The sequence below is a fragment of the Burkholderia sp. 4NA327C6 genome, assembly GCF_005502655.1.
Lineage (GTDB): Bacteria > Pseudomonadota > Gammaproteobacteria > Burkholderiales > Burkholderiaceae > Burkholderia > Burkholderia contaminans.
This window is the reverse complement of sequence record NZ_SCNZ01000002.1, coordinates 37193-56688: the sequence shown is the minus strand read 5'-3', so window position 1 is coordinate 56688 and position 19496 is coordinate 37193. Positions and strand designations below refer to the sequence as shown.

Annotated in this window: 15 protein-coding genes and 1 pseudogene; 9 read left to right on the top strand and 7 right to left on the bottom strand. The window is 63.7% G+C overall.

The window, feature by feature from the left end:
• Window positions 1–8: 8 nt before the first annotated feature.
• From FFS49_RS02070 to FFS49_RS02055, 4 genes are all read left to right on the top strand, one after another.
• Window positions 9–1334, top strand: a complete 1326-nt coding sequence (locus FFS49_RS02070; protein WP_137909771.1) for an HlyD family efflux transporter periplasmic adaptor subunit — start codon at window positions 9–11, stop codon at window positions 1332–1334.
• A 33-nt stretch (window positions 1335–1367) separates the two neighbouring features.
• Window positions 1368–3461: a peptidase domain-containing ABC transporter gene (locus tag FFS49_RS02065; RefSeq protein ID WP_137909770.1), complete on the top strand. Its 2094-nt coding sequence runs from the start codon at window positions 1368–1370 to the stop codon at window positions 3459–3461.
• On the top strand, window positions 3458–4930 hold the full coding sequence (locus FFS49_RS02060) for a TolC family protein (RefSeq protein WP_137909769.1): 1473 nt from the start codon (window positions 3458–3460) through the stop codon (window positions 4928–4930). Before FFS49_RS02065 ends, FFS49_RS02060 begins: the two co-directional genes overlap by 4 nt.
• 556 nt (window positions 4931–5486) lie before the next feature.
• Window positions 5487–7070 carry an isocitrate lyase gene (locus tag FFS49_RS02055; RefSeq protein WP_039356605.1) on the top strand — a complete coding sequence of 528 codons (1584 nt, stop codon included), beginning with the start codon at window positions 5487–5489 and terminating at the stop codon, window positions 7068–7070.
• 137 nt (window positions 7071–7207) lie between these two features.
• On the opposite strand, the gene FFS49_RS02050 is transcribed toward FFS49_RS02055, so the two are convergent.
• From FFS49_RS02050 to FFS49_RS02020, 7 genes and pseudogenes are all read right to left on the bottom strand, one after another.
• Entirely contained in the window at window positions 7208–8713 is a 1506-nt protein-coding gene (locus FFS49_RS02050; RefSeq protein WP_137909768.1) for an aldehyde dehydrogenase family protein, read from the bottom strand.
• 33 nt (window positions 8714–8746) lie between these two features.
• Window positions 8747–9187 (bottom strand): cytochrome c, encoded by a 441-nt coding sequence (locus tag FFS49_RS02045; protein WP_224755766.1) that lies wholly within the window; start codon window positions 9185–9187, stop codon window positions 8747–8749.
• 98 nt (window positions 9188–9285) lie between these two features.
• The gene (locus FFS49_RS02040; protein WP_137909767.1) at window positions 9286–9786 is read right to left on the bottom strand and encodes a cytochrome c; all 501 of its coding nucleotides are present in this window, start codon (window positions 9784–9786) and stop codon (window positions 9286–9288) included.
• Entirely contained in the window at window positions 9783–10328 is a 546-nt protein-coding gene (locus FFS49_RS02035) for a methylamine dehydrogenase light chain (protein WP_011354212.1), read from the bottom strand. The genes FFS49_RS02040 and FFS49_RS02035 overlap by 4 nt, the downstream gene beginning before the upstream one ends.
• A 42-nt stretch (window positions 10329–10370) precedes the next feature.
• Window positions 10371–11000: pseudogene (gene mauD / locus FFS49_RS02030) on the bottom strand (methylamine dehydrogenase accessory protein MauD); the annotation flags it as partial.
• The gene (locus FFS49_RS02025; protein WP_137909766.1) at window positions 10997–11551 is read right to left on the bottom strand and encodes a MauE/DoxX family redox-associated membrane protein; all 555 of its coding nucleotides are present in this window, start codon (window positions 11549–11551) and stop codon (window positions 10997–10999) included. The gene FFS49_RS02025 and the pseudogene mauD, both read right to left, overlap by 4 nt.
• Window positions 11552–11558: 7 nt before the next feature.
• Window positions 11559–12716 (bottom strand): amine dehydrogenase large subunit, encoded by a 1158-nt coding sequence (locus FFS49_RS02020; RefSeq protein ID WP_137909765.1) that lies wholly within the window; start codon window positions 12714–12716, stop codon window positions 11559–11561.
• Window positions 12717–12960: 244 nt separating this feature from the next.
• Between FFS49_RS02020 and FFS49_RS02015 the strand changes: the two genes are divergently transcribed.
• The 5 genes from FFS49_RS02015 (at window position 12961) to FFS49_RS01995 (ending at window position 19152) form a co-directional block, all read left to right on the top strand.
• Complete coding sequence (locus FFS49_RS02015) at window positions 12961–13923, top strand: helix-turn-helix domain-containing protein (RefSeq protein WP_137909764.1); 963 nt, start codon at window positions 12961–12963, stop codon at window positions 13921–13923.
• A gap of 127 nt (window positions 13924–14050) precedes the next feature.
• Window positions 14051–14995: a GlxA family transcriptional regulator gene (locus FFS49_RS02010; protein WP_039356628.1), complete on the top strand. Its 945-nt coding sequence runs from the start codon at window positions 14051–14053 to the stop codon at window positions 14993–14995.
• A gap of 490 nt (window positions 14996–15485) precedes the next feature.
• Window positions 15486–17198 (top strand): M36 family metallopeptidase, encoded by a 1713-nt coding sequence (locus FFS49_RS02005; protein WP_137909763.1) that lies wholly within the window; start codon window positions 15486–15488, stop codon window positions 17196–17198.
• Between the two features lie 79 nt (window positions 17199–17277).
• Window positions 17278–18531, top strand: coding sequence for a M20/M25/M40 family metallo-hydrolase (locus FFS49_RS02000; RefSeq protein ID WP_137909762.1), 1254 nt, complete (start codon window positions 17278–17280; stop codon window positions 18529–18531).
• A gap of 261 nt (window positions 18532–18792) precedes the next feature.
• Complete coding sequence (locus FFS49_RS01995) at window positions 18793–19152, top strand: YbjQ family protein (protein WP_039356636.1); 360 nt, start codon at window positions 18793–18795, stop codon at window positions 19150–19152.
• Window positions 19153–19496: the final 344 nt, after the last annotated feature.

Here is a 19496-nt window from a genome sequence, read left to right as displayed (position 1 = left end):
AGATAAGCATGAGCGAGATATCGACCGCCCCCAGCGCAGAGCAGCCGGAAGAGGAACAGCCACGGCAAAGTAAGCGTGCGTTGCTGTTCCGCCCCGCTGCGCTCGAATTTCGCCAGCATCAATGGCTCGGCGAGGTCGTTCTGACAGGTTCGGCACGCAGCCTCACGACTAGCATCGTGTTCTTCGCAATCGCGACCGCCGTGGTGTTGTTCCTGATCTTCGGCGAGTACACGCGCAAGGAAGAGGTACAAGGCAGGGTCATGATCGACAACGGCGCGGCAGAAATATTCGCGCCGACGGTCGGCACGGTTATCCGCGTGCTCGTCAACGAAGGGGACGTTGTCAATGTCGGCCAACCTTTGGTCGTCGTATCCACAGAGCGCACTATCGCGGGCGGCAACTCGCGGCAGCAGATCGGTGTTGAACTGAATGCGCGGCGCTCCAGCCTGGAAAGCGACTCGCGGCATATACAAAGCATCTTCGAACAGAACATTGCGATGCTCCGGGCGAAGGCCACCGAACTGAGCGCAGGTATTCAGCATCTGGATACGGAAATCACGACGCTTGAGGCGCGATCGAAGCTTGCCGAAATCGACAGCGCGCGGTTCGCACAATTGCGGCGTGACGATGTGGTGTCCCAATCCGAATTCGAGCAGCACGAGCAAAGCATGTTGACGAGTCAAGCGCAACTCGAAGACCTGCGAAAGCAACGCACGGCCTCTCACGCGGAACTCGCACAGGTGAAGGCGGATCTTCGAAATGCACCGCTTGATGAACAAAACCAACTAGGCACGATCCACCGGCAGATGCTACAGGTGGACGGCGAAATCGCCGACAACGAATCCAACCGAGAAATCACGATACCGGCGCAAATCGCAGGCACCGTTACGGCCCTGCTCACTCGTCCCGGTCAGTCGGTCAACGGATCAACGCCTTTGATGTCGCTGCTGCCGCAAGGTGGACGCCTCGACGTGAAACTGTTTGCGCCGAGCAAGGCAGTCGGTTTCGTCAAGATCGGCGCGCCCGTCGAATTGCGATACGAAGCGTTCCCGTATCAGAAATTCGGGGCCTACGCGGGCAAGGTCACGCAGATCGCTCGCACCGCCTTGAGCCCGTCGCAATTGCAAACCGCAACCGAAACGGGTGATGCCGACAGATCCGAGAACCTGTATCAGATCACGGTTGCGCTCGATTCACAGACCATCAACGCCTACGGCGAGTCGATTCCCTTGCAGGACGGGATGCGCGTCGACGCAGACGTAGTGCTCGATACGCGCAAACTGTACGAATGGGTACTGGAACCGCTGTACACGCTCACCCGCCGCTCGCCCTGACCGCAGTTCACGCTTCACCCAACCAAAGCAACCATGAACCGCCAACTTCAATTCGGATTTCGGCGCAGTATTGACGTGCACTTGCAAACCGAAGCAACGGAATGTGGACTAGCCTGCATCAGCATGATCGCAACGTTTCATGGCTACGATACCGATCTGCCAACGTTGCGAAGGCGCTTTTCGCCATCACTTAAGGGGCTTACGTTGCTCGATCTTGTCAAGATCGGCGCATCCCTCGATCTTGCCGGGCGTGCGGTTCGGCTGGAACCGGAAGAGCTTCACCTGCTGCGCCTGCCGTGCATTCTGCATTGGGATTTTCGGCATTTTGTCGTCCTCGAACGTGTTGACCGCGATCATGTGATGTTGGTTGACCCCGCGCTCGGCGCGCGGCGCATGTCGCTCAAGGAATTGTCACTGCATTTCAGCGGCATGGCATTGGAACTCGTGCCGACGCCGGCCTTTCAGCCTCGCAGGGATAAGCAGGAAATCGGTCTGCGGTCCCTGATGGGGCGTGCAAGTGGTGTCGGGCGCGGGTTGCTCAGAGTCTTCTTGCTCGCCCTCGCGCTTGAAGTCTTCACCATTGTTGCGCCCTTCTATCCCGAGTGGGTCACGGACCAAGCCATTACAACTGGCGATCGACACCTGCTTCTGATTTTGGCGCTGGGTTTCGGGTTGGTGCTGGTGATCCATATCGCGACAGAAGCAATGCGATCGTGGGCTGTAACGACGTTCAGCACGGTCGTGAATGTGCAATGGTCGGCGAACGTGTTCCGCCATCTGCTGAATCTGCCGCTCGACTATTTCGGAAAACGCCACATTGGCGATATCGTTTCCCGCTTCGATAGCGTCAATACGATCCAGCAAGCGCTGACGGTCGGCTTCGTTGAATCCGTGCTCGATGGTCTCATGTCGATCGGCACCATCATTATCATGATCGTCTACAACGCCCGGCTATCGCTTATCAGCGTGGTTGCCGTCGTGCTCTACGCGATCTTGCGCGCCTTCATTTATGGTGCGCTGCGCATGTCGAATCAGAAGCAGATCGTTTTCGCTGCACGAGGCAAAAGTCTGCTCATGGAATCGGTCCGGGGCATTCAGAGCGTGCGCCTTTTCGGTAAGGCGGAGGACCGGCTGGCCCGCTGGCTGAACGTGATCGTAAGCGAGAAGAACGCCGACCTGCGAACGCGACGGCTTCAACTGATCGCGACCACAAGCAATCATTTCATCTTCGGGCTCGAGGCGATTCTAGTGACCTACTTCGGCGCGCTTGCCGTCATCGACCGGTCGCTCTCGCTCGGGATGCTGTTTGCCTTCCTGTCTTATCGTGGGCAGTTCACCGCACGCTTTACTGCGCTGATCGACAAAGTGTACGAGCTGCGAATTCTCAAACTTCACGCGGCGCGGCTGGCGGATATCGTGCTCACGAAACGGGAGCCGGATGAAGTGATGCGAGCGCCGGACGTGGATGAATTTGTGCCAACGCTCGAAGTCAAGAAATTGTCATACAGCTATTCGAAGAACGGGCCGAGGATCATCGATAACCTGGATCTGCGTGTTGAGGCGGGCGAAGCCGTTGCAATTGTCGGACCCTCTGGTCAAGGCAAAACGACGTTGCTGAAACTGCTCGCAGGCTTGTTGGCACCTCATTCGGGGGAAATTATCGCGGGCGGCATGCCGATTCGACAAATGGGTCTTGCGAACTATCGCTCCCTGATCGGCGTCGTGATGCAAGAGGATCGACTATTCGCGGGATCGATTGCCGAGAACATCAGCTTCTTCGATCCAACGCCCGACTTCGCGTGGATCACGGAATGCGCGGAAACGGCTTCCGTCCATGCCGATATTCGTGCGATGCCGATGGGCTACTACACCTACATCGGCGACATGGGGTCTGCCCTGTCCGCAGGTCAGCGGCAACGCGTGATGCTCGCACGCGCCCTTTACCGCCGTCCGAAACTGCTCCTGCTCGATGAGGCGACGAGCCATCTTGATGTGAACAACGAACGCGCCGTGAACGCAGCGATGCGCAAGCTGAATATCACACGGATCATTGTCGCGCACCGTCCTGAAACCATCGCATCTGCTGATCGCGTCATCGAGCTTGGGCATGTGCGGGAAACGGCATGAGAAAGAAGAATGTCGCGCTTCGAACGCTTTTATACCGTTGTTCGGTCGTTGTTGCCTGCCTTGCGGTCGCCGGGCTCGTCGTTCCGCTGACGCATGCGCAACTGGATCCGTTTTCGACACGAAGAGGGCTGGAAGACGTATCGCCCGATTTGAACCAGATGGCACGCACTACAGGCGCCTGTAGTGAGGCGAGCCTTCATTCGCCTGTTTCCCTGTATGACGCAGTCAGTCGCGCTCTGTGTAGCGATCCGACCGTGCGCGAAAGCTGGGCGAACATGGTCTTGAACGCGGCTCAGGTGGGTGTCGCAAAATCTGCGTGGTTGCCGACGCTAGACGCCAGTGGCACACGTTCGCGTACGGTTGAAACTGAAACCCTATCTGGTCCGACACTGCCTGATGCAATGGGCCGCGCATCGGATCGTTATGGTGAGTTACGGCTGTCGTGGGTGCTCTTCGATTTCGGAAGGCGCGACGCGAACCTGGCCTATTACAAGGGGCTTCTCGAGCTTTCCAAAGCGAGCCATACCGAAGCACTGCAATCTGTGTTCGAACAGGCTGCAGCCGCGTTCTATGCGGTCTGGACTGCACAAAGCACACTTGATGCGGCGAACAACGCCGAGGCGAATGCCGAACGAAGCTTTCAGATTGCCCGGCACAAACACCTTGCGGGCGCCGGTACATTGAACGATGAATTGCAGGCTAAGGCCGCATGGCAGGAGGCAATTTACACACGCGTAAACGCGACGGGTGCGCTCAAGACCGCGCAAGGCACCTTGTGTCTGCGCATGGGAATTCCCGTCGATACTGCCATTGAAGTTGATGTGAGCGCGGGGGCTCAACCGGACGTGAATTTTACGTCTTCGATTGCTGATCTGCTGGCGCTGGCAAAAGCTGTCAATCCGAAGTTGCGCGAGGCGCAAGCACTGATCGAAGCTGACGAAGCGAACGCGAAACTTGCGCGCAGGGAGGAGTTGCCCACGATTTCCTTGTCGGGCACGTTGAGCAACGACAAGTCATTAGGCGCATTTCCACGCGACACGCGCACGTACAGCAAATATGTAGGAATTCAGATCAGCATCCCCATCTTTTCGGGGTTTGGTCAGGAGTATCACCATCAGGCATCGCAGGCTCAGGTTGATATCGACCGCGCAAGCCTGCATAAAGCCGAGCTGGAAGTCGCGTCGGCAGTATGGCGCAGCTATCAGGACGTGATAACGAAAATGGCGAATCTACAGGTTGCCTCGTCGACACAGGAAAGCGCGCGGGAAGCGTACGACGTAGCGAGCAGACGCTACAGTGCCGGCGTCGGTCCCCTGCTCGATGTCCTGAACGCACAAACCACCCTCGCAACGGCGCAACGTCAGGTGGTGCAATCACAGGCTGATTGGCGTGTGTCGAGGCTCGTGCTGGCGTTTTCAATTGGGACGCTCGACGGTCAGCGTTGGACGCCGCACGCTGAAGCGCCGTGACGATATCTCAGCGCGAAGTGACGGTTTCAATACGCATCCGTTCGCGAGGCGCGGGGCTCATGGCCAGACGTGGACGCCCCCCCCATCAATGCGTGCATGGCACGCCCATCGCTACGTGGTCGCGTTACTTGCACTATTCGTCCGTCGCAAAGCCTCGGCGCTAAAGGGGTTCAAAGCTCATATCCGGATCTAACCGAAAGCAACAGCCGACGCGGCTTCGGTTCAACCCCACGCGCCCCGCCCCGACGAACGGGTGTCACGGGCGCGTGTGAAGCTGGCCTGATCTCCAGCAGCCGAAAGCGCGTTTCGTATCGCGAAATTCGCGCCGAACTCCCGCGCCGACACCTTTTCGTCGCTTGAAAACTTGTTTTGCATTGCAAAAATCGCCGCGTAACTCGTTGAAAATCAACAAAAAATAATGTCTTATGTCTTATATAAGACATCACCAAAAGCTCGACGGGCGGCGTTACTATTTATCCCATGCAGCCCGCTTCGACAGACGTAGCGGACACGCTCAACCCGTTACTCAAACGCGCTTTGCTCCCAGGAGATTGACATGGCCCAGTATCAAGACGACATCAAGGCAGTTGCCGGTTTGAAAGAAAACCACGGCAGCGCATGGAATGCGATCAGCCCCGAGTACGCCGCCCGCATGCGTGCCCAGAACAAGTTCAAGACGGGCCTGGACATCGCCAAGTACACCGCGAAGATCATGCGCGCCGACATGGCCGCCTACGACGCCGACCCGGCCAAGTACACGCAGTCGCTGGGTTGCTGGCACGGCTTCATCGGCCAGCAGAAGATGATCTCCATCAAGAAGCACTTCAACAGCACCGAACGCCGCTACCTCTACCTGTCCGGCTGGATGGTCGCTGCGCTGCGCTCCGAGTTCGGCCCGCTGCCGGACCAGTCGATGCACGAAAAGACCTCGGTCAGCGCGCTGATCCGCGAGCTGTACACGTTCCTGCGCCAGGCCGACGCCCGTGAGCTCGGCGGCCTGTTCCGCGAGCTCGACGCCGCCAAGGACGCCACCGCGAAGGCCGCAATCCAGGACAAGATCGACAACCACGTCACGCACGTCGTGCCGATCATTGCCGACATCGACGCCGGTTTCGGCAACGCGGAAGCCACGTACCTGCTGGCCAAGCAGTTCATCGAAGCAGGCGCATGCTGCATCCAGATCGAAAACCAGGTGTCCGACGAGAAGCAGTGCGGCCACCAGGACGGCAAGGTCACGGTGCCGCACGAGGACTTCCTCGCGAAGATCCGCGCGATCCGCTACGCGTTCCTGGAACTGGGCGTGGACGACGGCATCATCGTCGCCCGTACCGACTCGCTGGGCGCCGGCCTGACCAAGCAGATCGCCGTGACCAACACGCCGGGCGACCTGGGCGACCAGTACAATTCTTTCCTCGACTGCGAAGAACTGTCGGCCGACCAGCTGGGCAACGGTGACGTCGTCATCAAGCGCGACGGCAAGCTGCTGCGTCCGAAGCGCCTGCCGAGCAACCTGTTCCAGTTCCGCGCCGGCACGGGCGAAGCGCGCTGCGTGCTCGACTGCATCACGTCGCTGCAAAACGGCGCCGACCTGCTGTGGATCGAAACCGAAAAGCCGCATATCGCCCAGATCGGCGGCATGGTCAGCGAAATCCGCAAGGTCATCCCGAACGCGAAGCTGGTGTACAACAACAGCCCGTCGTTCAACTGGACGCTGAACTTCCGTCAGCAGGCGTACGACGCGATGAAGGCCGAGGGCAAGGACGTGTCGGCCTACGACCGTGCGCAGCTGATGAGCGTGGAATACGACGAGACGGAACTGGCCAAGCTGGCCGACGAGAAGATCCGTACGTTCCAGGCCGACGCATCGCGTGAAGCAGGCATCTTCCATCACCTGATCACGCTTCCGACGTACCACACCGCCGCGCTGTCGACCGACAACCTGGCCAAGGAATACTTCGGCGACCAGGGCATGCTGGGCTACGTGGCCGGCGTGCAGCGCAAGGAAATCCGCCAGGGTATCGCCTGCGTGAAGCACCAGAACATGTCCGGCTCGGACATCGGTGACGATCACAAGGAATACTTCAGCGGCGAAGCAGCGCTGAAGGCGGCAGGCAAGGACAACACGATGAACCAGTTCTGATACCGGTCATCGCCAGCGAAACGCCAACCCGTTCGGGTTGGCGTTTTTTTTATTCCCCGATAACCCGCGCGAACACGTGCGCCAGCACCGTCGGCGCGGCCGGCAGCTCGACGAAGCGCACGCGCGCACCGCTGCGCTCATGCGTAGTTCATCATCACCGACTTGCTTTCCGTGTACTGGTCGATCACGGCACGGCCGAGTTCGCGACCGAAACCCGACTGCTTCATTCCGCCGAAGGGCATCGCGTTGTCGAGCAGCGAGTGGCAGTTGACCCACACCGTGCCGGCCGCGATGCGCGGGATCAGCTTGTGGATCGCGGAAAGATCGTTCGACCAGATGCTCGCGCCGAGGCCGTAGGGCGTGTCGTTGGCGAGTTGCACGGCCGTATCGACGTCGTCGAACGGCATCGCGACGAGCACCGGCCCGAAGATCTCCTCGCGCACGACGCGCATCGCCTGCGTCGTGTCGACCAGCACGGTGGGTTCGACGAAGAAGCCGGGGCCGTCGATCGCACGGCCGCCCACGGCGGCGCGGGCGCCCTCGCCGAAGCCCGAGTCGATATAGCCGCACACGCGCTGGCGCTGCTTCGCCGAGACGAGCGGGCCGATCTGCGTCGACGGGTCCATCCCCGGGCCGATCTTCAGGCTCGCGGCGATCTTCGCGACGCGCTCGATCACGTCGTCGAACACCTTCGCATGGATGTACGCGCGCGACCCGGCCGTGCATACCTGCCCCTGGTTGAAGAAGATCGCGTTCGCCACGCCGAGTGCGGCCTTGTCGGGATCGACGTCGGGCAACACGATCACCGGCGACTTGCCGCCCAGTTCGAGCGACATCCGCGTCATGTTGTCGAGCGCCGCGTGGCCGATCGTCTTGCCCGTCTGCGTCGAGCCCGTGAACGCGATCTTGTCGATGCGCGGATCGCGCGACAGCGCGGCGCCGGCCGTGTGACCGTAACCGGTAACGATGTTGACGACGCCGTCGGGAAAGCCGGCCGCCTGGATCAGCTCGCCAAGCCGCAACGCGCTGAGCGGCGTGTCTTCCGCGGGTTTCAACACGACGGTGCAGCCCGTGGCCAGTGCCGGGGCGAGCTTCCACGCGGCCATCAGCAGCGGGAAATTCCACGGAATGATCGCGCCGACCACGCCGACGGGTTCCTTGCGCGTATAGGTGAAGATTTCACTGTCCGGCATGTACGGCATGCTCGCGTCGATCACGCTGCCTTCGATCTTCGTCGCCCAGCCGGCCATGTAGCGGAAGCACTGCGCGGCCATCGCGACATCGAGCCCCTGCGCCACCGTCACCGGCTTGCCATTGTCGAGCGACTCGATCTCGGCCAGTTCGCGCGCATTCGCGTCGATCAGGTCGGCCAGCGCCAGCAGCAGGCGCTCGCGGTCGGTGGTCTTCGCGGAGCGCCACGGCCCCGCGTCGAATGCGCGCCGTGCGGCGGCGATGGCCTGCTGCACGTCGTGCTCGTCCGCTTCGGGCACATGCGCGAGCACGCTGCCGTCGGCCGGGTTCACGACGTCGAGCCGGCGGCCCGACGCCGCATCGCACCACTCGGCGCCGATCAGCATCTGTTTCGGCTTCGCGAGAAACGCGCGCGTGGCGTCGAGCAGCGGGAAATGTTCGTTCGTCTCCATCTTCTTGATTCCTCGGTTTCCTGAATGGGTCGGTCAGTAGCGATCGGTGACGCCGTCGATCCCCCGTGCCTGCAATGCGCGCACGAGGCCGGCGCGCACGGTCGCGACGTCGGATAAGGCGGGACGGCGGTGCGCGGCGACTTCGGCGGCCGTATAAGGCTTGAAGTCGCGCGGCAGTGCATCGCGGTTCATGGTCGTGAGTACCCAGTTGAGCACGTCGGCCAGATCCTGGTCCGACAGCGCCGAGTTCGACGCGCCGGGCACGCGCATCACGTACTCGCGCCCGGCCGGCAGATGCGTGAAATAGCCGAGCGAGTTGGCGAGCGGCGGCACCTTGCCGGGGATACCATCGCCCGTCGCCGTGTGGCAGCCCATGCAGTTGAGCACCCAGTGCTGCCGCGCGAGCGCCGCGTCGGCGGCGCCTTCGGCATGCACGGGTGCCGCGGTCAAACCACCGACCGCCCCGATCAGCATCAACGACGCCACGCGACGCGACAGGCCGCCGCGCCACGACGACACCGTGCCCTGCGGGCGCAGCGCGGCGTCGCCAACACCGGTCGCCCAGGCGCGCTTCACAGGCCGAGCCCCTTGACGACGACTTCGCGCTGAGCATGAACGGCCGTGCCGTCCATCGCCTTCGCGCGCGCCGCGCGGATATCGGCCGCCGTGAACGGCTTCGCGTCACCATGCTGCGCGTTGAGATCGAACACGACGTAGTTGAGCACGTGCGCGATATCGTCGTCGCTCGCGCTCGCGAACGACGGCATCTTGAAGTTGTAATGCTTGTCGCGTACCGTGATCTCGCCGAACATCCCATGCAGCAGCGTCGCGACCAGTTGCGCGCGCCCAGGCTCGGCGGTCGCGTACTTGCCCGGAAACTCGGTGAGCGGCGGCGCAAGGCCGTCCTGCCCCTTTCCGCCCGCCTGGTGGCACACTGCGCATTGCGCATCGAACAGGCTCTTGCCGGCCGGGTAATGCACGGCTTCCTGTGCGCCGGCGGCCCCAGCCAGCGTGAAGGCCGCCACGGCCGTCATGCTCGCGACGACGCGCTTTCCCGCTTGCTTCCCTTTCATTGTTTTGCGGCTCCCAGCAGAACCGAAACCGAACAGTGATAGTTCGAATTTCCGTTGGCCATGCACCAGTTGATGTCGTTGTTCAGCGACAGCTTGTACAGCGGCTTCTCGCGCTCGTTGCGGTTGCAGAAGCACTTGCCACACGACGTCTTGCCGCAGCAATCGTTGTACGACACGATGTAGTCCGAACCGTCGTGCGGATTGCGGCAGGTGCCGATCCACGTGATCGGCGAAGGCGTCGTGCCCGGCGGGCAACTGCTCGACGTGCCGCCGCAGCAACTGCACAGCCAGCCGTCGATCGCGCAGTATTTCCAGTAGTCGCAGCTCATCGGGTCGTCGCTGGCTCCCGATGCGGCGCCGCCGGAAGCGGCTGACGCGCCCGATGCCGCATCGGCCGCATACGCGGTGCGATCGACGGGCAGCAGCGGCAGCATCGCCGATCCCACCAGCACCTTGCCGAGCTTCGCCATCGCGCTGCGCCGCGAACTGTGCTGCGCGACGCCGCGCGCCGACCGCTCGAACCATGAATCAAACAGGCCCATGTCGTTGTGCTCCCTTGAAATTGAAAGAGGGTCGGCCGGTATTGCGTGCTGCGCGTGCGCGTCGTGGTCGTGGCCGTGATCGCCGTGCACGAACTGCTGCAGCGACGCGACGCCGCGCTCCTTCGCCTCGAACAGGCTCTCGAGATGCTCGCGCGTGTTGACGAGGCCCTTCGCGCGCACCGTGCCGGTTTCGTCGAGCAGCACCGCATATGGCAGCTTGCCGATCTGGTACGCAAGGCCGAGCTCCTGCGACAGCACGTACGGGAAGCGCCCGAGATCGTGCTTGTGCGCGAAGCGCGCGTGTTCGTCGGCATCGCCGTCGCTCGCCAGCACGATGTTCACCGGCGTCGCTTCGCTCGCCTGCAGCGACGGCAGCAGCGGCAGCAACTTCTTGCAGACGGGGCACGTGGGCGACAGGAAGAACAGCAGCGTCGCCTTGCCCGACGCGTCGAAGCCGCCGACCTTCACCTGCGAGCCGCGAATGTCGGTCAGTTCGAATGTCGGCGCGATCGCGCCGACCGCCGGCCCCTTGTCGATCATCAACGCGCCGGCCGGCATGATGCGTTCGTACAGGATGCCGATCTGGCGCACCAGCGCGAGACAGATCGCGCCGAGCGCGAGGACGGCCACCCACAGCAGGGCAGTGGAAACGGTGAGAGCGGTTTGCATCATGAATTCCTCAGGTGGGAAAGGCGCGGACCGTTGGCGAGCAGCACGTCGACGGTGAGCAGCGCGCAGACGATCAGCAGCACGGAGAAGAACAGCGTCAGGTAGTCGAACCACACGACCGCGCGTGCGCCCGGCTCGACGAGCGCGGTCGCGGCCAGCGCGGCGAGCAGCAGCGCGCGTCCGACGTGCAGCCAGCCGATGCCGCGTGGCGCATCGGCGCGCGCCGCCGCGAAGCCGGAACAGCCGCAGTCGATGTCGGTGTGGCCGCGCAGGAGATTGATCGCAATCGCGGCGGCGAAGGCCACGAGCAACGCGACCAGGCCGATCGCGCCGGCCGTGCGCGTATCGGGAAACAGTAGCGCCGCGGCGCCGATCGCTTCCGCGAGCGGAATCGCGAACGCGACGGGCGCGGTCAGCGCGTCGGGCAGCAGCCGGTAGCCTGCGAGCGCCTGGCTGAACGCGGCGGGCCGGCGCATCTTCGCGAACGCGCCAAGCAGCACGACGACGGCCGCGCCGGCCTGCGCGCTGGTGGCAAGTACGGGATCGAGTGTCATCGCGGCCTCACGGGTTGACGAGCAGCGACGACGTGTTGCCGATCTGCTTCTCGACGTTCTGCAGCTTGCCGGTGCGTGCATCCATCACGACGAGGTCGGACGTCGCCGTCAACCCGTAGAACAGCGGTTTGTCGTCCTCGCTGACCTGGATCGACACGAGCGAATCGACCTTCTGCTGCGCGAGATCCCAGCGCGCGACACGCTGCTTCGACTTCAGGTCGAATACCCACACCTGCGTGCCGGGATCCTTGTGCGAGCCGTCGCCGCCCTTGTGCATCAGCACGTAGTAGCGGTTCTGCGTAGCCTGCACGGCCGTTTGCTGCATGCCGCCCGGGTGCCAGCCCTCGGCGCGCTCGGCATCCGTCAACAGCGGCCACGGCTTGCCGAATGCGGGCTTGTCGCCGCTGAAATCCGCGCTGCGCACATTGCCGCCGTAGGTCGTGAACAGGTACTCGCCCTGGTAGCGCGACGCATTCACGAACGCCGGATCCTTGTCGACGTCGATGAACGCGTCCGACATCGTGCGCTTCGCTTCCTTGCCGTTCGCATCGAGCGTGACGGTCAGCGCCTTGCCGCTTTCGCACAACGCGGTGAAGCGGTCGTTGCCCGACGGATACGCGAGCACGCAGGCCGCCGTATCGATCTCCGACAGCACCTTCTTCGACACGGCGTCGATCACCGTCACCGACGCGGCCGGCGTGATGTTCGCGACGTACAGCCGCTTGCCGTCCGCGCTGAACGCGGTGTTGTACGGCGACGGCACGTGCTGCGCATGTTTTGCCGGAATCACGATCTCGCCCGCATGATCGAGCGTCGTGTTGTCGGTCATCTCGACCACGTCGGTACGCGTGCCGTGCGAGCCGCGCGAGAAGTAGGTCGTCGCGACGAAGCTCGTCCTGTGGTCGGGCGAAATCGCGAAGCCGGGGCCGAAGCCGCCGTCGATCTGGCCGAGCAGCTTCTTCGCGTCGGCGTCGTACACGTAGATGCGTCCGTCGGTCATCGACGGCATCGAGATGTCGACGATGTAGACCTCGTGCGGATGCCACGGCGGCATCTTCTGCACGACCAGTTCCTCCGGCTTTTCCGTCGCATTCGCGCCGCCGGCCCACGCCGCCGCGAACGCCAGCGTCGCCGCGAGCACCGCAGTTCGTCGCCTTGTCCTCATGTCGCCTCCAGTTGGGGAATCACGTGATGTGGGGCGACTGTAGTTCGACAATAAATCCGGTCAGCACCCGGACCGGCACCGCGTGCATGCCGATTCGGGATATTGGAAAACCGCCTGAAAGCCGCGCCGGCCGGAGGCTTCCGACCCTCTGACGAATGCGTGCGGAATAGCGCTCCCCCTTATTGCGCCGACCACCCGGTCGGTTTAATCTTGCGCGGTCCTGATCGACGCACCTGGAGGCGCTGTGTTCGTGTTTCACGAGAGGTTCGACAACGCGGACCGGCATGCCGAAGCGCTGCGCGGCTGGAACCAGCGCTACGACCAGATCGGCTCCGGCGTGTATCGCAGCGCGGTCAAGCATGCGGTGCTGGACGGCGTGCAGTTGTTCCAGGAAGCCGCCAACGTTCGCATCATCCAGCGCGGAAGACTGCCGCACGACCACACGGTGTTCGGCATGCCGCTCACCGGCTCGGGCGCGTTCGCATTCGGCGGCGCGCGCATCGAGCGCGGCACGATGGTGATGGCGCGCGGCGGTGCGCCGTTCGAGCTGCATTCGCCCGACGACATGTCGCTGATCGGTGTCGTCGCCGATCGCGAACTGATGCAGCAGGTCGAGGATGCGGCCGGTGTCCACCTCGACGAAGCCGCGTTGCGGCGCGGTGTCGTCGACATGCCCACCGCCGTGCTGATGCGCGCGAGCGTGCAGGTGGCCACGCAAATCGAGCGTGTGCTGTCGGCACCCGATACGTACCTCGATGCACGCGCGCAACGCGAACTGCGCGGCGAGATCGGCAACGTGCTCGTCGATCTCCTCACTTACCGGATGCCCGAGGCGTCGAACCGTCTCACGCACGCGTGCCGCGCCGACATCGTGCGCCGCGTGCACGACTACGTGATCGACCATCCCGAAGCACCGGTCGACGTGCTGAGCCTGTGCACGCAATTGCGCGTGAGCCGGCGCACGATGCAGAACAGCTTCCAGTCGGTCGTGCAGACCAGCCCGTTGAACTACGTGCGCTCGCTGCGCCTGTCGCAAGTGCGGCGGATGCTGCTCGATACGCGGCAGGCCGACCTGCCGATCAGCGACGCAGCCGCGCGCTGGGGTTTCATTCATCTCGGGCATTTCGCGAACGCGTACAAGGCGCAGTTCGGCGAATTGCCGTCGACCACCGCGCGCCGGTCGGTACGCGACGCAAAAACGCGCTGAGCCCGCGCAAAAACCACGATAATCTCCCGCTGACCGTTCGGCGCGCGCGAGCCGGCCGCGGCACCTGCCCGTCCGCTCGCCGCACCGTGCAATGCGAGACGATCACCGGATTCCATCCCCTGCTCCGATGCCCGAGGATTTCCATTTCCTGCTGCTGCCCGGCTTCTCCGCACTCGGCTTCATGTCCGCGGTCGAACCGCTGCGCGTCGCGAACCGCTTTCGCACCGAGCTCTATCGCTGGCACGTGATCAGCGCCGACGGCGCGCCCGTCGCCGCGAGCAACGGCATTCCGGTTGCCGCCGAAGCCGCGTGCGCGGAGGTCGACAAGGTCGATACGGTGTTCGTCGTCGCGGGCTTCGATCCGCTCGTGTGCTACACGCGTGCGATCGGCGACTGGCTGCGCCGCCAGCACCGTCATGGTGCAACGCTCGGCGGCATCGATACCGGCAGCTTCGTGCTCGCGGAAGCCGGGCTGTTCGACACGTCGCAGCCGCTCACGCTGCACTGGGAAGCGCTGGCCGCGTTCCGCGAACGCTACCCCGGCCTGAACGCGACACAGGAGTTGTTCGAGATCGACGACCGGCGCATCACGTGCGCGGGCGGCACCGCGTCGATCGACATGATGCTCGACCTGATCGGCCGCCGGCACGGCGCCGATCTCGCGGCGGCGATCTCCGAGCAGTTCGTCGTCAGCCGGATCCGGCAGCGCTCCGACAGCCAGCGGCTCGAGATCGCCGCGCGCTACGGCGTGCACAACCGCAAGCTGATCCAGGTGATCGGCACGATGCAGCGGCACATGGAAAACCCGCTCGGCTCCGACGCGCTCGCGCAGGAGGTGTCGATTACGCGCCGCCAGCTCGAGCGGTTGTTCAGCGCGACGCTGAACGACACGCCGACGCATTTCTACCTGAACCTGCGCCTCGATCGCGCGCGTGAACTGCTGCAGCAGACCGACATGAGCATCACATCGGTTTGTGTCGCGTGCGGGTTCGAATCGCCGTCGCATTTCTCGCGCACGTATCGCACGCGATTCGGGTTGAGCCCGCGCAACGACCGGCGTGCAACCCGCTGATCGTCGCCGGCTTTAGGCACAATCCAGCGCGGTATTGCACGTTCCGGCAGCGTTTCCCGCCGCGCGATGAACAATGCCGGCGATTGATCGACGAACCGAAGCGGTCGTCGAAAATAAATTGGAATGTCGTTGAAAATATTCTGTAACATACCAAAAAAAGTTAGATAGGCAGCCTAACGACACGCATGCCGCCGCTCGGCGTGCGTCGCGCCACGCGGGCCATCAACCGATATCGATCCGATCCGAGGGGTATGACATGACGATGCTCGCTTCGCCGTCGCCGCACCTTCCTGCCGTTCGCTTCTTCTTCCGCTCCCCCCGCTCTTCGCCCGCCTGTTTCTTTTCGACCTGACATTTAGGGTTCCTTAGTCAGTCGACGCTCCCAACACCGCTACGCCGCACCGGTTCCATCGAACCGGCGCGCGGGCCGTGTCGTGCCTGCGCGCCACGAACGCGCGGGCGTGTCCAACCGTTGAGATGAGGATCACGTATGCAGACATCACGCAAAGCACTGCCGCTCGCCCTGGGTCTCGCGCTCGGTTTCGGCATCGTCGGCGGCACCGCGGCCGATACGAAAGTGTCGAACCCGCAAGCAACGAGCCTGCGCGAAAGCCTGACGCGCGGCGTCGCGCCGCCGGCCGCCAAGGCCGATACCGCCGCCGGGCAGTTCCGCGCGGACGGGGTCGCCGTCACGCTGTACAACCCCGCGTATCGCGCGAAGAAAACCGCCACGACGCCCGCCGCCACCGCGCGCGACTTCGTCGCGTCGCAAGCCACGCAGCTCGGGCTCGACGCGACCGCGCTCGCGAGCCTCGTCGTCACGTCGGAGCGCGCGGATGCCGACTTCACTGTCGTGCGCCTGCAGCAACAGGCGGCCGGATTGCCCGTCTACGGCAGCGATATCGCGGTGACGGTCGGGAAGGACGGCCGCATCCTGTACGTCGCGAGCAACACGATCAACGGCGTGGTCGCGACGTCCCGCAAGTCGCAGGCCGTCGACCAGCAGCAGGCGCTCGACCGCGCCCGCGCGTATCTCGGCGTGAGCGGCTTCACGAACCTGGATGCGCAGCTCGTCGCGTTCGTCGACAAAACCGGCACGCATACCGTGTGGAAAGTGCGCGGCCGCCCGAACGACGGCCCGAAAGGCGACTGGGAACTGCTGATCGACTCGGGCAGCGGCGAAGTGCTGCGGGCCGAGGACAAAGCGTTCTACGCGACCGACGGCACGGGCTTCGTGTTCCGGCCCGACCCGCTGTCGCCGACCAGGAGCAGCTATGGCAGCACGGGATTCAAGGACAACAACGACGCCGATTCGTCGCAGCTCACTGCCGCGCGCGTGCGCGTGACGCTGAAGGATCTTGCGCAGTCGGGTGGACGCTACTCGCTGACGGGCCCGTATGCCGCATGCGTCGATTTCGATGCGCCGCTCGACAAGGCCTGCCCCGTGCAGTCGACGCCCGCGTTCGAGTTCACGCGCGGCAACCTGTATTTCGAGGCCGTGAACGCGTACTACCACATCGACACGTTCCTGCGTTACGTGAACCAGACGCTCGGCATCAAGGCGCTGCCGTACCAGTACACCGGCGGCGTGCAGTACGACCCGCACGGCGAATCGGGCGACGACAATTCGTCGTACTCGTCGAGCAGCGGCCGGCTGACCTTCGGGCAAGGCGGCGTCGACGATGCCGAGGATGCGGACGTCGTGATCCACGAGCTCGGCCACGGCATCCACGACTGGGTGACGAACGGCGGCCTGTCGCAGCAGGAGGGCTTGTCTGAAGGTACCGGCGACTATCTCGCCGCCGCGTACAGCCGCGACTTCAACCAGTGGAGCCCGTCGGATGCGCAATACCACTGGGTCTACAACTGGGACGGCCACAACGAGTTCTGGGGCGGCCGCGTGACCAACTGGAACGTCGGGCGCACCTATGCGCAGGCGCGCGGCGCGGAGATCCATACGGCCGGCCAGTACTGGGCATCGTGCAACCTCGTTGCGCGTGACGCGATCGGCGCGCAGGCGATGGACAAGGCGTTCCTGAAAGGGTTGTCGATGACCAACAGCTCGACCAACCAGAAGGCCGCCGCGCAGGCCGTGCTGACGGCGGCGTCCGCGCTCGGCTACAGCAACGCGCAGCTCACCGCGATCGGAAATGCGTACAACCAGAGTTGCACGTACGGCGTGACCGTACCGAAGAAGTCGTAATTCCGCAGCAGGCGGGGGCGCGACGCACGACCTGCGGCACGCCCTCTTCCTCGACATCGCCATCCTCACGAGATCGAACATGCCTACTCTGAAACTGACCCGCCTGGGCGCCGCGCTCGGCGGCATGCTGTTGACCGCCGCCGCGCATGCGACGCCGGTGTGGATCACACTCGGCGACGCGGCGTTCCGCCAGTTGCAACGCATCGACGCCGGCGCCACCGCGCAGTACAGCACGACCCTCGACGCGGGCAAGACGACCGACGGCGCCGTGCGCCGCGAAACCGTTCACGTGGTCGAAATCGACGATTCACGGCTCGGCGAGCTGGCCCACGCCGTCCATCATACGCGCGGCCACGGGCCCGGCTACGTCGTGCACGATTCGTTCGACGACGCGCGCCAGGCACTGCAGCCGTTGTCGCCGACGCTCGCGAAACAGGCCGCCGCATCCGCGTACAAGGTATCGAACGCGCCGCAGATCGGCACGTGGATCCAGCAACTCCAGGCCAGCAACATCGTCGGCACGATCACGTCGCTGTCCGGCTTCACGAACCGCTACTACACGACGTCGCACGGCGTCGCCGCGTCGGACTGGCTTGCATTGCAGTGGAAGCAGCTGGCGGGTTCGCGCGCCGATATCACCGTCGAACAGTTCGCGCACACCGGCTTTCCGCAGAAATCCGTGATCCTGACGATTCGCGGCAGCGATCCGGCCGCGGGCACCATCGTGCTGGGCGGCCACCTCGATTCGACGGTCGGCCGCACGACGGAGAACACGCGCTCGCCCGGCGCGGACGACGATGCGTCGGGCATCGCCAGCCTCACCGAAGCGCTGCGCGTGCTGCTGGCGAACAACTACAAACCGAAGCGGACGATCAAGTTCGTCGGGTACGCAGCCGAGGAGGCCGGCCTGCTCGGCTCGAAAGCGATCGCGAAGCAGTTCCGCGCGCAGAATGCGAACGTGGTCGGCGTGCTGCAGCTCGACATGACGAACTACAAGGGCGATCCGAAGGATATCTACCTGATCACCGACTACACGAACGCGTCGCAGAACACCTACCTGACGAATCTGGCGAAGACTTACCTGCCGGAACTCGCGATCGGCACGTCGCAGTGCGGGTATGCGTGCTCGGATCACGCGTCGTGGAATGCGCAAGGGTATCCGGCGTCGTTCCCGTTCGAGGCCGACCAGAACGACAGTCCGTATATCCATACCGTGAACGACACGCTGGAGAATTCGGATCGGCAGGCGAATCATGCGCTGAAGTTCGGCAAGCTGGCGCTGGCCTACGCGGTCGATCTCGGCGGGAACGGCAGCGCGGCCGCGAAGCCCTGACGGCGTGTGGTCGGGAAGGAGGCGGCGGCAAGTGCATCCTTCCCGACTTCGGTCGAACGAGCGCGTCCAGGATCGGGCAGCGGCGCAGGCTCATCGCCGCGGAAATTTCTGCAACCGGCGTTTGCGGACACATTCGTTAACGAATGACGCCTCCGTGTCGGGCAACCGGCGGCATCGCGATATGGCAAAAGTCTCGCTGCCGGCTTCGTGTGCGCGTCCGGATAAAATCGTGGCTCGACCACTCCGCTACCCTCGCCTGCCATGATCGATACCACCCGCTCCCCCGACGACCTGTCGCCCGCTCGCGTCACGACGGCTTTCGACCTGCCCGGCCACACGACCGTCCGCTCGCTCGGCGTCGTGCAAGGCATCATCGTGCGCTCGCGCTCGATCGTCGGCTCGTTCGGCGCGTCGCTGCAGACGATCTTCGGCGGCAACATCACGCTCTATACGTCGCTGTGCGAAAAGGCACGCCAGCATGCGTTCGACAAGATGCTCGCCGATGCCCGCAAGCTCGGCGCGAATGCGATCGTCGCGATGCGCTACGACTCGACCGAGATCGGCTCAGGCGTGACCGAAGTGATTTGCTACGGCACGGCCGTCATCGTCGAACCGGCATGACACCCGGCACCGGCCAACCGCGTTGACGCGTTCAGCCGGGCCTTCCGGCCGGGCTCCGCCCGCCGTCCCGACATTGTTCTTGCGCATCACCGGCAGCACCCGATCGCACCCGGTCGACCTGCCGGCGAACGCGCCCGAAACACGTGCGAAGTTTTCGATTGACGCGCCGCGCGGTTCCCTCTTACCATCGCACTCGTTTTCATTCATGGAGGCTTCTGTGCCTACCGATGCGAGTTGTAGTTGGTCCTGCACCAACCTGACTGCCGCCTGAGGAAGCTTCGCAGAGCCTTGTCTTCTGCCGCATCCCGGGATAGCAGGATGCGGTGTCTTTCAGGATCGGCATG